16 protein-coding genes are annotated in these 13,977 nt (G+C 61.5%); 13 read left to right on the top strand and 3 right to left on the bottom strand.

Annotated elements, in window-relative coordinates:
- Positions 1-4: 4 nt before the first annotated feature.
- Positions 5-232, bottom strand: a complete 228-nt coding sequence (locus ACZ5YV_RS06500; protein WP_464789166.1) for a hypothetical protein — start codon at positions 230-232, stop codon at positions 5-7.
- A 245-nt stretch (positions 233-477) separates the two neighbouring features.
- On the opposite strand from ACZ5YV_RS06500, the gene rpsB reads away from it, so the two are divergent.
- The 12 genes from rpsB to rpmE all read left to right on the top strand — a co-directional run bounded on the left by rpsB (position 478) and on the right by rpmE (position 11,808).
- Entirely contained in the window at positions 478-1,236 is a 759-nt protein-coding gene (rpsB, locus tag ACZ5YV_RS06495) for a 30S ribosomal protein S2 (RefSeq protein ID WP_464789078.1), read from the top strand.
- Between the two features lie 115 nt (positions 1,237-1,351).
- Positions 1,352-2,284: a translation elongation factor Ts gene (tsf, locus tag ACZ5YV_RS06490; protein WP_464772114.1), complete on the top strand. Its 933-nt coding sequence runs from the start codon at positions 1,352-1,354 to the stop codon at positions 2,282-2,284.
- 161 nt (positions 2,285-2,445) lie between these two features.
- Complete coding sequence (gene pyrH, locus ACZ5YV_RS06485; protein WP_196224070.1) at positions 2,446-3,171, top strand: UMP kinase; 726 nt, start codon at positions 2,446-2,448, stop codon at positions 3,169-3,171.
- A gap of 6 nt (positions 3,172-3,177) precedes the next feature.
- A complete protein-coding gene (frr, locus tag ACZ5YV_RS06480; protein ID WP_464789077.1) occupies positions 3,178-3,735 on the top strand; it encodes a ribosome recycling factor in 558 nt (185 codons plus the stop codon).
- 44 nt (positions 3,736-3,779) lie between these two features.
- A complete protein-coding gene (locus tag ACZ5YV_RS06475; protein WP_464789076.1) occupies positions 3,780-4,523 on the top strand; it encodes an isoprenyl transferase in 744 nt (247 codons plus the stop codon).
- A 3-nt stretch (positions 4,524-4,526) separates the two neighbouring features.
- The gene (locus ACZ5YV_RS06470) at positions 4,527-5,297 is read left to right on the top strand and encodes a phosphatidate cytidylyltransferase (RefSeq protein ID WP_464789075.1); all 771 of its coding nucleotides are present in this window, start codon (positions 4,527-4,529) and stop codon (positions 5,295-5,297) included.
- The gene (locus tag ACZ5YV_RS06465) at positions 5,294-6,454 is read left to right on the top strand and encodes a 1-deoxy-D-xylulose-5-phosphate reductoisomerase (protein ID WP_464789074.1); all 1,161 of its coding nucleotides are present in this window, start codon (positions 5,294-5,296) and stop codon (positions 6,452-6,454) included. The genes ACZ5YV_RS06470 and ACZ5YV_RS06465 overlap by 4 nt, the downstream gene beginning before the upstream one ends.
- Positions 6,451-7,584 carry an RIP metalloprotease RseP gene (gene rseP, locus ACZ5YV_RS06460; protein WP_464789073.1) on the top strand — a complete coding sequence of 378 codons (1,134 nt, stop codon included), beginning with the start codon at positions 6,451-6,453 and terminating at the stop codon, positions 7,582-7,584. Before ACZ5YV_RS06465 ends, rseP begins: the two co-directional genes overlap by 4 nt.
- Before the next feature lie 93 nt (positions 7,585-7,677).
- Positions 7,678-10,323: an outer membrane protein assembly factor BamA gene (gene bamA / locus ACZ5YV_RS06455; protein ID WP_464789072.1), complete on the top strand. Its 2,646-nt coding sequence runs from the start codon at positions 7,678-7,680 to the stop codon at positions 10,321-10,323.
- On the top strand, positions 10,323-10,985 hold the full coding sequence (locus ACZ5YV_RS06450; RefSeq protein WP_464789071.1) for an OmpH/Skp family outer membrane protein: 663 nt from the start codon (positions 10,323-10,325) through the stop codon (positions 10,983-10,985). Before bamA ends, ACZ5YV_RS06450 begins: the two co-directional genes overlap by 1 nt.
- An 8-nt stretch (positions 10,986-10,993) precedes the next feature.
- Positions 10,994-11,476 (top strand): 3-hydroxyacyl-ACP dehydratase FabZ, encoded by a 483-nt coding sequence (fabZ, locus tag ACZ5YV_RS06445; protein ID WP_464789070.1) that lies wholly within the window; start codon positions 10,994-10,996, stop codon positions 11,474-11,476.
- A gap of 107 nt (positions 11,477-11,583) precedes the next feature.
- Positions 11,584-11,808, top strand: a complete 225-nt coding sequence (gene rpmE / locus ACZ5YV_RS06440; RefSeq protein ID WP_066861944.1) for a 50S ribosomal protein L31 — start codon at positions 11,584-11,586, stop codon at positions 11,806-11,808.
- Between the two features lie 248 nt (positions 11,809-12,056).
- Here the strand turns inward: rpmE and aroB are convergent, their stop codons facing one another.
- Positions 12,057-13,166, bottom strand: a complete 1,110-nt coding sequence (aroB, locus tag ACZ5YV_RS06435) for a 3-dehydroquinate synthase (protein ID WP_464789069.1) — start codon at positions 13,164-13,166, stop codon at positions 12,057-12,059.
- A complete protein-coding gene (locus ACZ5YV_RS06430; protein WP_464789068.1) occupies positions 13,157-13,705 on the bottom strand; it encodes a shikimate kinase in 549 nt (182 codons plus the stop codon). Before ACZ5YV_RS06430 ends, aroB begins: the two co-directional genes overlap by 10 nt.
- An 82-nt stretch (positions 13,706-13,787) precedes the next feature.
- Here ACZ5YV_RS06430 and ACZ5YV_RS06425 point away from each other — a divergent pair, with 82 nt between their 5' ends.
- Complete coding sequence (locus ACZ5YV_RS06425; RefSeq protein ID WP_464789067.1) at positions 13,788-13,976, top strand: hypothetical protein; 189 nt, start codon at positions 13,788-13,790, stop codon at positions 13,974-13,976.
- Position 13,977 lies beyond the last annotated feature (1 nt).

Below are 13,977 nucleotides of genomic sequence, written 5' to 3'. Positions count from 1 at the left end.
AGGATCAGGCGGCGAAAGCGTGCGGACGTATTGCCGTGGGAGCAAGCGGACGGCTTGGCGCGGCACGGCGACGGCTGATCCGCAGGCGATACACCGGCGGCTCTTGAGGGATGGGCTCAAACAACAGGGCGGCTATCATCTTTTCATGATAGAGCGCGAACATCCCGATTATCACGATGGCGGCGAGCAGAAAGGCCGCGAAGAAAACCGTAGCTGCAACAATGGTGAACATAAGACCGCTCACTCTTCCTGTGCTGAGAACCGTAGGTCCTGATTGAAGTCCAAACCGGCCGAACATCCGATTTGTTCCCATGTTCTCTATATGTTCCACTATGCAGGTGTCGTCAAGCCCTTGCATCGCGCGTGGCCACGCGCTAAGGGCCGCGCCATTCCACATGGGAATCGCACATATCCGGTGCTGACGGCGTGACGCCCCAGTTCCTGATTCCCAGAGGTTAAACCGGAAGGAGAAATATTATGGCGGCTCCTGTCGTCACCATGCACCAATTGATCGAGGCTGGCGCCCACTTCGGCCACCAGACCCACCGCTGGAACCCGCGCATGAAGCCGTACATCTTCGGCGAGCGCAACGGCATCCACATCCTCGACCTGTCGCAGACCGTGCCGCTGTTTGGCCGCGCGCTGGACTTCGTGTCGGCAACCGTTGCCGCTGGTGGCAAGGTCCTGTTCGTGGGCACCAAGCGCCAGGCGCAGGACCCGATCGCTGAAGCCGCCCGCAAGTCCGGCCAGCACTTCGTGAACCACCGCTGGCTGGGCGGCATGCTCACCAACTGGAAGACCATCTCCGGTTCGATCAAGCGTCTGAAGACCCTTGAGGAGAAGCTGTCGGGTGACACCCACGGCTTCACCAAGAAGGAAGTCCTTCAGATGACCCGCGAGCGCGAGAAGCTGGAGCTATCGCTGGGCGGCATCCGCGACATGAACGGCATCCCCGATGTCATGTTCGTGATCGACGCCAACAAGGAAGAGCTGGCGATCAAGGAAGCCAACACGCTGGGTATCCCGGTCGTCGCGATCCTCGATTCGAACGTCTCGCCCGACGGCATCGCTTTCCCGGTTCCGGCGAATGATGACGCCAGCCGCGCGATCCGCCTCTATTGCGACGCCATTGCCGCCGCAGCCACCAAGGGTGGCCGTGGTGCGCAGCAGGCTTCGGGCGTTGACATCGGCGCTCTGGACGAGCCCGAAGTTGAAGAGGTCGCCGCTCAGGCCTGATCCCGCGGTCTTCGAACTGCAAGATTAAGAGGCTAGGGCGCGCTCCACCGGAACGCGCCCTAGTGCTTATTCGAACCCCGTTTATTTGAACCCATCGAATTTTAGGAGCCGAAACATGGCCGAGATTACCGCTGCTGCCGTCAAGGAACTGCGCGACCGTTCGGGCGCGGGCATGATGGACTGCAAAAAGGCGCTCGCCGAAGCCAATGGCGACATGGAAGCCGCCGTCGATTGGCTGCGCGCCAAGGGCCTTGCCGCCGCGCAGAAGAAGTCGAGCCGCACCGCTGCTGAAGGCCTGGTCGGCGTTGCCGTCGCTGGCACCAAAGGTGTTGCCGTCGAAGTGAATAGCGAAACTGATTTCGTGGCGAAGAACGACCAGTTCCAGGACTTCGTCCGCACCGTGGCGCAGGTTGCCCTGAACAGCGGCGCGACCGACGCCGAAGCGCTGTCGTCGCAGGCTCACCCGGCTGGTGGCACTATTTCCGAGAAGCTGGTGTCGAACATCGCGACGATTGGTGAGAACCAGACCCTGCGCCGCATCGGTCAGCTGGAAGTGAGCCAGGGCGTTGTTGTTCCTTACGTTCACAACGCCGCTGCGCCGGGCCTCGGCAAGATCGGCGTGCTGGTCGCGCTGGAAGGCGATGCGCCTGCTGACGTACTGGAACCGCTGGGCAAGCAGATCGCGATGCATATCGCCGCCGCCTTCCCGCTCGCGCTGTCGGCCGATGACATTGATCCTGCAATCATCGAGCGCGAAGCTGCGATCGCGCGTGAAAAGAACGCCGATAAGATTGCTGGAAAGTCCGAAGAGATCGCTGCCAAGATCATCAATGGACCGGTCGAAAAGTTCCGCAAGGAAAACGCTCTTCTGACGCAGGCCTTTGTGATGGATGGCAAAACTCCGGTACAGGACGTCATCGCGGCGGCGGCGAAAGATGCAGGTGCTTCGATCACGCTGAAGAATTATGTCCGCTTCCAGCTCGGCGAAGGCATCGAGAAGGAAACGAGCGACTTTGCCGCTGAAGTCGCCGCGGCTGCGGGCGTTTGATCCGGGCCTGATCCGACAGAATGTTCGCTTAGGGCGGCATGCGGGGAGCAACGCTTCTCGACAAGCTGCCCAAGCACGCTAAGGACTTCACAGAATGGCGCGCGCTGCCTAAGGTGCGCGCCATTCCTTTGTCTGCTCCAATTGATGGAATTTTACCCCGCATGACTCGTCCGCCGTTCAAGCGCATCTTGCTGAAACTCTCGGGCGAAGTGCTGATGGGGCAGGGGCAATTCGGGATCGAGCCGGAAACCGTGAACCGCGTCGCGTCCGAAATCGCTGCTGCGAAGGATGCGGGCTTCGAAATCTGCGTCGTTGTCGGCGGCGGCAACATCTTTCGTGGCCTGGCGGGAGCCGCCAAGGGCTTCGACCGCACGAGCGCCGATTATATGGGCATGCTGGCCACCGTCATGAACGCCTTGGCGGTGCAGAATGCGCTGGAAAAGATCGGCTATGACACGCGCGTTCAATCTGCGATCCCGATGGCGACCGTGTGCGAGCCCTATATTCGGCGCAAAGCGGTGCGGCACATGGAAAAGGGACGGATCGTCATCTTTGCGGCGGGCACCGGCAGTCCTTTCTTCACCACCGATACGACTGCGGCACTGCGCGCGGCAGAGATGAACTGCGACGCGCTGTTCAAGGGCACCAGCGTGGACGGCATTTATAATGCCGACCCCAAGAAGGTAGCGGACGCTGCGCGTTATGATGAAATCAGCTTCGACAAGGTGCTGAACGACAATTTGAAGGTCATGGACGCGAGCGCCATTGCTCTCTGCCGCGAAAACAATATCCCCATCGTCGTCTTCAACATCCGCGAAACCGGCAATCTGACAAAGGTGCTGGCCGGGGACGGAGTTGCAACGATCGTGCAAAATCAGGAGCGCTGAAAGACCATGGCTCAATATGACAAGGCCGACCTCGAACGCCGCATGCACGGCGCGGTCGAATCGCTGAAGGGTGATCTGGCGGGTCTGCGCACCGGCCGGGCCAATATCCAGTTGCTCGATCCCGTTACGGTCGAGGTATATGGCGCACATATGCCGCTCAACCAGGTGGCGACCGTCTCCGCTCCCGAACCGCGCATGTTGTCGGTGCAGGTGTGGGACAAGAGCAATGTCGGCCCTTGTGACAAGGCGATCCGCTCGGCGGGCCTTGGCCTTAATCCGATCATGGACGGCCAGACGCTGCGCCTGCCGATCCCCGACCTGACCGAGGAACGGCGCAAGGAATTGGCCAAGCTCGCCAGCAAATATGCCGAGGGCGCCCGCGTCGCCGTCCGCAACGTTCGCCGCGATGGCATGGACCATCTGAAGGCCGACGAAAAGAAGGGCGAAATCAGCGAGGACGAACGCAAGCGGCTGGAGACAGAGGTGCAGAAGCTGACGGACAGCACCATCGCGGATATTGACGCTGTCACAGCGGCCAAGGAGAAGGAAATTCTCGGCCAGTAAGCCGGGACGCTCCCCTCCGTGTTCATCGCTCGCGCGCAACCCTGATGGCCAGCCAAGCCAAATCCGACTTCGCTCATGACGGCGCGTCCGGCCATGGCGCGCGCCATGTCGCCATCATCATGGATGGTAATGGCCGCTGGGCAAAGAAACGGTTCCTGCCGCGCATCGCAGGGCATCGGGCTGGCGTCGAAGCCGTGCGCAGGGTTGCTCGGGCCGCACGAGACCTTGGACTGGAATGCCTGACGCTCTACGCCTTCTCCTCGGAGAATTGGAAGCGACCGGCAAATGAAGTGGCGGACCTTATGGGGCTGCTGCGGCGCTTCATCGAGTCGGACCTCGACGAATTTCATGCCAATGGCGTGCGGTTGCGGGTGATCGGCAACTATCAGGCGCTTGATCCGTCTCTCGTCGACCTGATCGAGCGTGCAGTGGCGCGAACCGCGTCCAACAATGGACCGATCATCGCGATCGCTCTTAACTATGGCGCGCAGGATGAAATGGTGCGAGCGGTCCAGACTATCGCGCAACGGGTGCGGGCTGGCGAAATCGATCCCGAAGCCGTTCGGTTGGAAGATGTTGAAGCCGGGCTGGACACGGCCGATCTGCCGCCGCTCGACCTGCTGATCCGAACGTCGGGAGAACAGCGGCTGAGCAATTTCATGCTGTGGCAGGCGGCGTATGCCGAACTATATTTTACCGATATGCTCTGGCCCGATTTCGATGCGCGGGCGCTTGCCGAGGCGCTTGACGCCTTCCGTTTGAGGGACCGCCGTTTCGGCGGGCTTTGACCGATGTCCAGTGAGCTTCGCACCCGCGCGGTCGTTGGGCTGCTGCTTATAGCCCTGGCCTCCGCAGCCCTTTACTTCGGTGGTTTTTTCTTCTGGCTGCTGCTCGTCGTCGCTGGCGTGCTGATGCAGGGGGAGTGGGCGGACCTTACGGGCGCTGCGCCTGAGCATCGGCGGCTTTCGATGTTTGCGGTGTCCGTGCCACTGGCGCTGCTTTGTCCGCTGGCGGCGGGCCTGTCGTGGACAGCCTTCACGCTTGCGGTGGCCGCTTTCTTCTTTGTAGTCTTGGTCACGCGATCGGCTCGGCTGTCGCTGGGGATATTCTACGTTTTCGTGCCGGTGATGGCGCTCATCTTCCTGCGTCAGCAGCAGCCGGGCGGCCTTCTGCTCGCCTTCTGGACATTGTCGCTGGTGTGGGCGACCGACATTGGCGCTTATTTCGCGGGGCGTTCGATCGGCGGCCCGAAGCTGGCGCCAAGGGTCAGCCCTTCCAAGACCTGGGCGGGGCTGGGCGGTGGCGTGTTGGCGGCGTTGATCCTGGGTTTCGTGCTGCATCGTTTCGCAGGGTTGCCGATCCAGCTTGCCGCTGCGAGCGGGCTGCTGGCGGTGGCGGCGCAGTCGGGCGACTTGCTAGAAAGCGCGATGAAGCGCCGTGCCGGTGTCAAGGACAGCGGGAGCCTGCTGCCGGGCCATGGTGGCGTGATGGACCGTTTGGACGGGGTCGTCGCTGCCGCGCCGCTCGCTGCTGCCCTCTATTTTTTGCTGGTGTTCCCATGACGCGCACGGTTTCCATCTTTGGTGCGACAGGGTCTGTCGGCATGTCGACACTCGATCTGATCGAGCGCGATCGCGATGCGTTTGAGGTCGTGGCGCTGACCGCGCATAGCGACGTTGACGGGCTGGCTACGGTGGCGCGCCGGTGCAATGCCCAAATGGCTGTGATAGGTGACGCCGCGCGCTATGATGCGCTAAAGGTGGCGTTGGAGGGGTCCGGGATCAGGGTCGCAGCGGGCGAAGCTGCTCTGATAGAGGCGGCAGAGGCGGGGGCGGACTGGACCATGGCCGCGATCGTCGGTTGTGCGGGCCTGCGCCCTACGATGGCGGCGCTGAAGGCGGGCGGCACGGTTGCCCTTGCGAACAAGGAATCGCTTGTATCGGCGGGTGCGTTGATGATGGACGCGGCGGAGCATTCGTGTGCTACGCTGCTACCGGTCGATAGCGAGCATAATGCTATTTTTCAGTGCCTTGCCGGAAGTCGTTTGGATGACGTGGCAAGGATCATCCTGACGGCGAGTGGCGGCCCGTTCCGCACGCGCAGCCGGGAAGAGATGCGTCACATAACACCAGCGCAAGCCGTGGCGCACCCCAATTGGTCGATGGGCGCGAAGATCAGCGTCGACAGCGCCACGATGATGAACAAGGGCCTGGAACTGATCGAGGCAGCGCATCTGTTCCCCGTGGGACTGGAGCGCATCGAGATATTGGTCCATCCCCAATCGATCATCCATTCGATGGTCGAATATCGGGATCGGTCGACCCTGGCGCAACTGGGATCACCGGATATGCGCATTCCCATCGCCAGCGCCCTTGCCTGGCCCAATCGGATGGAAACGCCCTGCCAGCCCCTCAACCTTGCACAGGCAGGACGGCTTGATTTTGAGGCGCCCGACGACGTCCGCTTTCCCGCTCTTCGGTTGGCGCGGCAGGCGGCGGAGCAGGGAGGGCTGGCACCTGCGATCCTGAATGCGGCGAATGAAGTCGCGGTGGCGGCCTTCCTGAATAAGGCCATCGGCTTCCTTGATATCGCCATGATTGTGGAGGACGTTCTGAACCGCTATAGCGCGCCAGTGCCAAGCGGGATCGACGATGTGCTGGAAGCAGATGCACAGGCGCGACGCATGGCAGGCCAAGTGATGGAAAGATTGACGGCTTGATCCAAAATCCCGGGTTCCTGTTGACGGTCCTCGCCTTTGTAGCGGTCATCGGGCCGCTCGTTTTCGTGCATGAACTCGGCCATTATCTGGTGGGTCGCTGGTGTGGGGTTAAGGCAGAGGCCTTTTCGATCGGTTTCGGCCCGGAGATCGCGGCGTGGGTGGACCGGCGTGGTACACGCTGGCGCATCGGCGCTTTGCCTCTGGGTGGATATGTCCGCTTCAAGGGGGACATGAATGCCGCCAGCCAGGCAGATCCGGCATGGTTGCAGCTTCCCGCGAGCGAGCGCGCCGAAAGCTTCCCGGCCAAGCCGCTGTGGCAAAGGGCGGCAATCGTCGCGGCAGGCCCGTTCATCAATTTCCTGTTCGCCATCCTGATCCTGTCCACATTCGCCTTCGCTTATGGCGAGAGCCGAACCCCGGCGGTCGTGGGGAAGGTGCAGCCACGCAGCGCAGCGGCGGCGGCGGGTATCCAGCCCGGAGATCGTATCGTGTCGCTCAATGGGCGGGAGATGGCGACCTTCGACGACCTTCGCCTTTATGCGCAAATCCGTCCCGGCGAACCGGTGACGATCCTGCTCGAGCGGGGGGGCAAGACGGTCGAGAAGCGGGGCAACGTTGGCGCCGTTCAGGAGCGTGACGGCTTCGGCAACAGTTTCAAGGTCGGGCGGCTGGGCATCGCTCCGGGGCAGCCGGTAATAGAGCCGGTCGAGCTTTGGCGCGCGCCTGCGGTCGCCCTCAAGCAGACGGGGCAGATCATCCGTACGATGGTCGAGACGCTGGGGCAGATATTGGGTGGCGGCCGGTCATATAAGGAACTGGGTGGACCACTCAAGATCGCGGAGGTTTCGGGTCAGGCCGCGACTTTGGGGGTTGAAAGCTTTGTATTCTTCATGGCCCTCATTTCGATTAACTTGGGGTTCATCAACCTGTTGCCAATTCCCATGCTGGATGGCGGACATCTGCTGTTTTACGGGGTGGAGGCAATACAGCGCAGGCCGGTCAGCCCGCGCGTGCAGGAATGGGCGTATCGTTCGGGTCTGGCGGTTCTCCTGGCCATGATGATGCTGGTGACTTTCAACGATTTATCTTCTTTCGGGCTCTGGGAACGCCTGTCCGGCTTGATCGGCTAAGCCGTATCGGGCAGGGAGGCGCGATTTAGCGCCGTGTTTCCCGGCGTGAACGAACATATGCTTTTTTGTAAAAGGGTAGAGCGGGTGACAGCGATGATGAGCAGCAAGAGACAGCGCCCGGTTGTCGCGGCCCTCCTGGCAACGACGATGATCGGCGGCTTGTCCGCGGTTCCCGTGCTGGCGCAGGACGCGCCGCAACCCGCCGCGCCCGCGCCTGCCCCCGCCGTGGCACCGGCTGCGGGAACCATCCGCAGCATCAGCGTGGTGGGGCAACAGCGGCTCGAACCCGACACGGTGCTGTCCTACACTAAGCTGCGCATTGGCCAGCCCTTCACGCAGGAATCGCTCGATCAGGCGCTGCGCGACCTGTATGAAACCGAGCTGTTCGCCGACGTCCAGATCCGCAACGACAATGGTGCGCTGACGCTGGAGGTGAAGGAAAATCCGGTCATCAACCGCATCGTGCTGGAAGGCAACAAGCGGCTGAAGGAAGACAAGATTCGGCCGGAGATCAAACTCGCGCCTCGCCAGATCTACACCCGTTCGAAGGTGCGCGCGGACGTTGCCCGCATCATTGAACTCTATCGCCGCCAAGGCCGCTTCGCTGCCACGGTCGAGCCCAAGATGGTGCAGCTCGACCAGAATCGCGTCGATATCGTGTTCGAGATTTCCGAAGGGCCGAAGTCCAAGGTCCGGCAGATCAACATCATCGGCAACGACAAGTTCAAAGACGGTGAACTGCGCAGCCAGATGGTGACGAAGCAGTCGCGCTGGTTCCGCGTCTTCTCCTCGGGCACCAGCTACGATCCCGATCGCCTGGCCTATGACCAGCAGAAGCTGCGCCAATTCTACCTGACCGAAGGCTATGCCGATTTCCGCGTGATTTCGGCGGTCGCGGAACTGACGCCTGATAAGCAGGACTTCATCATCACTTATGTGGTTGAGGAAGGAAAACGCTACAAATTTGGTGATGTGAAGGTGGAGTCGGACATTCGCGACCTGTCGAGTGGGTCGCTTACCAAGACGCTGCCGATGAAAAAGGGCGATTGGTACAACGCCAAGCAGGTCGAGGATACTGTCGACACGCTGAGCGAGACGGCGGGCCTGTTTGGCTATGCCTTTGCCGACGTGCAGCCGGACTTCAATCGCGACAAGGACAGCCTGACGATGGGGATTAATTTCCGCATCGCCAATGCGCCGCGCGTCTATGTCGAGCGGGTGGACATCAACGGTAATACACTGACCCAGGACAAGGTGGTCCGCCGCGAATTCCGCCTGGCAGAGGGCGACGCGTTCAACAGCTTCCTCGTCAAGCGTTCGAAGGACCGCATCAACTCCCTGGGCTTCTTCCAGGAGAAGCTGGACATCGAGCAGAAGCCGGGCTCCGCGCCCGATCGCATCGTGCTGGAAACCAACGTTCAGGAAAAATCGACGGGTGAACTGTCGCTATCGGCAGGTTTCTCCTCGCTTGAGCGGTTCATCGTCTCGGCATCGATCACGCAGCGCAATTTCCGTGGCAAGGGCCAGGAATTGCGCACCAGCGTCAATTATTCCAGCTATTCGAAGTCGGTCGAAGTGGGCTTCACCGAGCCCTATTTCATGGACAAGAATATCGCGCTGGGTGGCGATATTTATCGTCGCGACCTGAACAGCTTCCGATACACGGGTAACGGAAACGATCGTGATACGACATATAAGCAGACGACGACCGGCTTCCAAATTCGTGCGGGCGTGCCGATCACCGAATATATGTCGCTGGCGTTGCGCTACAGCCTAAATCTGGATGATGTGAGTCTGGATAAGGCCACCTACTACACCAATGGTGCGTGCGACCCGATTCTGGCTGGTCGTTATCTGTGCGACGCCATCGGCAAGCGCACCACTTCCTCGCTCGGCTACTCGCTGATCTTTGATAATCGAGACAACCGTATCCGCCCCACGCGAGGAAATAACCTTGTGCTGAATCAGGATTTTGCGGGGCTTGGTGGCAGCGTGAGGTATATCCGGACCCGCATCAACGGTTCCAAATATTGGCCTTTGGGGGGCGGGTTCATCTTCTCGATTTCGGGCGAGGGTGGCTATATCCACAGCCTCGAGGGTGACCGGGTCGACGCAGCGGGCGCGGAGGTCGACAAGGTACGGCTGACGGATCGTTTCTTTCTTGGAAATCCGCAGATCCGTGGCTTCGATATCCGTGGCATAGGGCCGCGCGTAAAGCGGTTCTACCTGACAAAGGATGCGACGACCGGCGAATACGTACCCAATAACAGCAATAACAATGTGCGGGACGATGCGCTCGGCGGACGCATTTACTATTTGGCCCGTGCCGAAGTCGAAATCCCGCTGGGTTCGGGCGCGCGCGAGATGGGACTGCGTCCATCTGTGTTCGTTGATGCAGGCGCAGTGGCCGGCCTCAAAGACCCTGTCACCGCTCCATTCGCCGGATACTGCACCGTCGCTCCTCAGACCGGAACAACGGGCGCGATCACGACGGTTCGCGCGCCTTCGCTCGGCAATTGTGATCCGGCTCCAGCGGGCTTTGCTGCTTCGTATGTCGATGGCACCGGATTCATCGAACAATATCTCGGCGACACGCTCAAGCCGCGTGTTTCCGTGGGCTTTGGCGTCAACTGGAACTCGCCGTTCGGGCCGTTCCGCATCGACATCGCCAAGGCCCTGCTCAAGGAACCAGGGGACGACACTCAGCTCATCAGCTTCAACGTAGGGACTCAATTCTAATGAATAAGATGCTCAAGGCCGCGGCGCTTGCTCTTGCGCCCATGACTGCCATCGCGCTGACCAGCGTGCCTGCCGCAGCCCAGTCGAAAATTGGGATCGCTGTTGCAGACCTGCAGCGTGCGGTAGCGACCAGCTCGGCCTACACCACGGCTCGCTCACAGATTCAGACGACCTACAAGGCGCAGATCGACAGCTTCACAGCGCGCAAGAACGCGATCGACGCTGATTTGAAGGCCAAGGGCACGGCGCTTGAAGCGGCGATGAAGGCTGCGGGCAACAAGCCCACGCCTGCGATCCAGACCCAGTATGAAGCCTATCAGAAGGCAGGGCAGAACGGCCAGGCCGAGTTGCAGCGCCTGGGCCAGCCGATCGCGCTCGCCAACGCCTATGTCGAAGAGCAGATTTCGGCGAAGCTGTCGGACGCGCTCAAGTCGGCGATGACGAAGGCGAAGGTCGACTTGATCCTGGCACCCGACGCCACCGTGTCCTACCAGCCGACCGTTGACATCACGCAACAGGTCGTGACCGAACTCAACGCGCTGGTGCCTAGCGTCGGCATCGTGCCGCCCGCTGGTTGGCAACCCGGCGGCGCTCGTGGTCAGGCGCCGACGCCTGCCGCTGCGGCCCCCGCCAACCCGTCGCAGCAGCCGACCTCGCGCTGATCGCAGCGATGACGGGGGAAGTTGAAGCGGCCACCGCCGCCGTGGGTGCCATCGATATTCGTGGCATCATGGCGGCGTTGCCGCACCGCTATCCGATGCTGCTCGTCGACCGCGTGGCCTCTCTCGTCGTGCGAGAGAGGATTCACGCGGTCAAAGCCGTGTCGATCAACGAATCGTTCTTTCAGGGGCATTTCCCTGGCCGACCGATCATGCCGGGCGTGTTGATCGTCGAGGCGATGGCGCAGGCGGCGGGCGTGCTGACGGTCGAGACGCTCGATCTGCGAGGATCGGGTAAGCTCGTTTATTTCATGAGCATCGACGGGGCGAAGTTCCGCAATCCGGTGGAGCCGGGTTGCCTGCTGGACCTGCATGTCGAATTGCTTCAGATTCGTGGCCGCGTATGCAAGTTCGAGGGCAAGGCAACGGTGGATGGCAAGCTGTGCGCCGAGGCGAACTTCGTCGCGATGATCGCCGATCCGCCGGAGGACTGAAGGCCGGGAGGGGGTTGCGTTCGCGCGTGATCCCATGTAACCGCGCGCCTTCGCAAGAATTCGCATCCATGGCCGGTCGGAAACCGGCCCATTGACGGAGCAGACTCATGAAGGCCAATACCCACCCCGATTACCACCTGATCACCGTCCAGATGACCGACGGCACCACCTTCCAGACCCGTTCGACCTGGGGCAAGGAAGGCGACACGCTGGCGCTCGACATCGACCCGAAGTCTCACCCGGCCTGGACGGGCGGCAACCGCCAGCTGGACACCGGCGGCCAGGTGGCGCGCTTCAACAAGCGCTTTGGCGGCCTGACGCTGAAGAAGTAATCGGTTTCTTCTTGGAACGAATGAAGAGGGCGCCCGATGGGCGCCCTTTTTTGTTGTATGCGGCGGTGCTCCAAGACGGTCCCCTCCCGGAGGCGTTCAAACGAGGCACGTGACTCGTTTGAAGGGTTAGGGGAGGGTCCGAGCGTAGCGAGCTTCTAAGCTAGCCTTTTGAAATGGGCCACGTTGCAATGGCCCACCCCCGGCCCCTCCCGCTTGCGGGAGGGGAGCAGCATCGCACTCGCTGGACCTCAAACGTCCGCCCGGTCCTCGTCGAGGAACGCGGCCACATCATCCAGCGCCACATCCTTTGACAGGAACGTCTTTCCAATCCCCCGCGCCAGCAGGAAGGGGAGGGTGCCTGCCGCCATCTTCTTGTCGTGCAGCATATGAGCAACCAAAGCGGCGCCGTCGGCTTTCACATGAGCGCTTGCAAGATCATGGGGCAGGCCAACCGACTTCAGATGTGCCGTCACCCGATCCGCATCCTCCATCGCGCATATACCGAGCCGCGCGGAATAGCGGAAAGCGAGCGCCATGCCCGCCGCCACGCCTTCGCCATGCAGCAGCAGGTCGGAAAAGCCCGTATCCGCCTCCAGCGCATGCCCAAAAGTATGGCCAAGGTTCAGCAGTGCGCGGCGACCGGATGTTTCCCGTTCGTCATCCGCGACAATAGCGGCCTTCGCCCGAACGCTTCGTTCGATCGCGAATTCGCGTGCGTCGCGGTCGCCTGCCAGCAGCTGCTGACCCTCGGCTTCACACCATGCGAAGAAATCCGGGTCATCTATCAGCCCATATTTCACGACCTCGGCATAGCCCGCGCGGGTTTCGCGCGGGGGCAAGCTGTCGAGCGTCGATGGGTCGATGAGGACCAGGCTGGGTTGATAGAAGCTGCCGATCAGGTTCTTGCCCGCGCTCGCGTTGATCGCAGTCTTGCCGCCGACTGAGCTATCCACCTGAGCGAGCAGCGTCGTTGGCACCTGGATGAAGTGGCAACCGCGCTTCAGGATGGACGCGGCGAACCCGACGAGATCACCGATCACCCCGCCGCCAAGCGCCACGACATGATCGCCGCGTTCCACTTCCAGGGCCAGCAATTGATCGAGCAATTGCTCAAGGTGTCGCCAGCTTTTCGTCTGCTCGCCTGCGGGCAGGATGATGGGTGCGACGGCGATACCGGCGCCGCGCAGGCTGGTTTCGAGCCGGGACAGCTGCGCCTTTGCGACATTGACGTCCGTCACGACGATCAGTCGGCCGCTGCGGGCGTAGGGCGCAAGATGATCGGCCGCCCGGTCCAGCGCGCCTTGTTCGATCACGATATCGTAACTGCGCGCATCCAGCGCGACGCGGACTATTGCCATGCGGCCAGTTTCTCCAGGATGCGCTCGACCGCCACTTCGTGCGGGGCGGCGATGCTTTTCACATGAATGGGCGCGAGCGCATAGACAGGATTGCGAACTGCCGCCAGTTCAGTCAGCACGACGCGGGGATCCTTGCCCTTCAAGAGAGGACGTCCTTCCCGCCGCGACACCCGATCGACCAAAGTGTCGATGTCGGCGTCGAGCCATATCGCAGTCCCCTGATCGAGGATAAGCGCGCGTGTCTCTTCCTGCATGAACGCGCCGCCGCCGGTTGCGATCACCTTTGGCTCGTCGTCCAGCAACCGGGCGATCACCCGGCGTTCGCCATCGCGAAAATATCCTTCGCCATAGCGTTCGAACATTTCCGAAATCGTCATGCCAGCGGCCTTTTCGATCTCTTCATCCGCATCCACGAAGGCAAGGCCAAGCCGCGCTGCTAACCGGCGCCCCACCGTCGATTTGCCGACGCCCATCATCCCGATGAGGACGATGGAACCGCGCTTTGACTGCGGAGGCATGGATTTGCTGTTTCGCTGCATTGCGGAGGGGGCTATACATCCCCCCGTTGCAGAGGCAAATCGCAACTTTCCTCAACTTCACGGCTCGGCCGCACAAGGATCCATGAGAAGCAATCGTTCCTTCAGCACCTTCGAAAGCGGTTCGCGTCGTCGCGGCACGCGCTTGCCCATCATTCCCATCGTCGTGATCGTTCTGGTGATCGGTCTGGTCGCGCTGCTCTGGTCGCGCGGCGGAGAACGGCCGCAGCAGCGAGTGGAAAAGGCCATTCCCGCCGAAAAGCTGGGCAAATAAA

It is taken from the genome of Sphingobium sp. TomTYG46, from assembly GCF_055396345.1.
This window is presented reverse-complemented; position numbering and strand designations above follow the sequence as displayed.

Bases quoted from the DNA above. Each gene is read 5' to 3' on its own strand.
- ACZ5YV_RS06425 (WP_464789067.1), top strand. From the start codon at position 13,788: ATGAGAAGCAATCGTTCCTTCAGCACCTTCGAAAGCGGTTCGCGTCGT.
- ACZ5YV_RS06475 (WP_464789076.1), top strand. From the start codon at position 3,780: ATGGCCAGCCAAGCCAAATCCGACTTCGCTCATGACGGCGCGTCCGGC.
- tsf (WP_464772114.1), top strand. From the start codon at position 1,352: ATGGCCGAGATTACCGCTGCTGCCGTCAAGGAACTGCGCGACCGTTCG.
- pyrH (WP_196224070.1), top strand. From the start codon at position 2,446: ATGACTCGTCCGCCGTTCAAGCGCATCTTGCTGAAACTCTCGGGCGAA.
- ACZ5YV_RS06500 (WP_464789166.1), bottom strand. From the start codon at position 232: ATGTTCACCATTGTTGCAGCTACGGTTTTCTTCGCGGCCTTTCTGCTC.
- frr (WP_464789077.1), top strand. From the start codon at position 3,178: ATGGCTCAATATGACAAGGCCGACCTCGAACGCCGCATGCACGGCGCG.
- bamA (WP_464789072.1), top strand. From the start codon at position 7,678: ATGATGAGCAGCAAGAGACAGCGCCCGGTTGTCGCGGCCCTCCTGGCA.
- ACZ5YV_RS06430 (WP_464789068.1), bottom strand. From the start codon at position 13,705: ATGCAGCGAAACAGCAAATCCATGCCTCCGCAGTCAAAGCGCGGTTCC.
- rpmE (WP_066861944.1), top strand. From the start codon at position 11,584: ATGAAGGCCAATACCCACCCCGATTACCACCTGATCACCGTCCAGATG.
- ACZ5YV_RS06470 (WP_464789075.1), top strand. From the start codon at position 4,527: ATGTCCAGTGAGCTTCGCACCCGCGCGGTCGTTGGGCTGCTGCTTATA.
- rpsB (WP_464789078.1), top strand. From the start codon at position 478: ATGGCGGCTCCTGTCGTCACCATGCACCAATTGATCGAGGCTGGCGCC.
- ACZ5YV_RS06465 (WP_464789074.1), top strand. From the start codon at position 5,294: ATGACGCGCACGGTTTCCATCTTTGGTGCGACAGGGTCTGTCGGCATG.
- ACZ5YV_RS06450 (WP_464789071.1), top strand. From the start codon at position 10,323: ATGAATAAGATGCTCAAGGCCGCGGCGCTTGCTCTTGCGCCCATGACT.
- aroB (WP_464789069.1), bottom strand. From the start codon at position 13,166: ATGGCAATAGTCCGCGTCGCGCTGGATGCGCGCAGTTACGATATCGTG.
- fabZ (WP_464789070.1), top strand. From the start codon at position 10,994: ATGACGGGGGAAGTTGAAGCGGCCACCGCCGCCGTGGGTGCCATCGAT.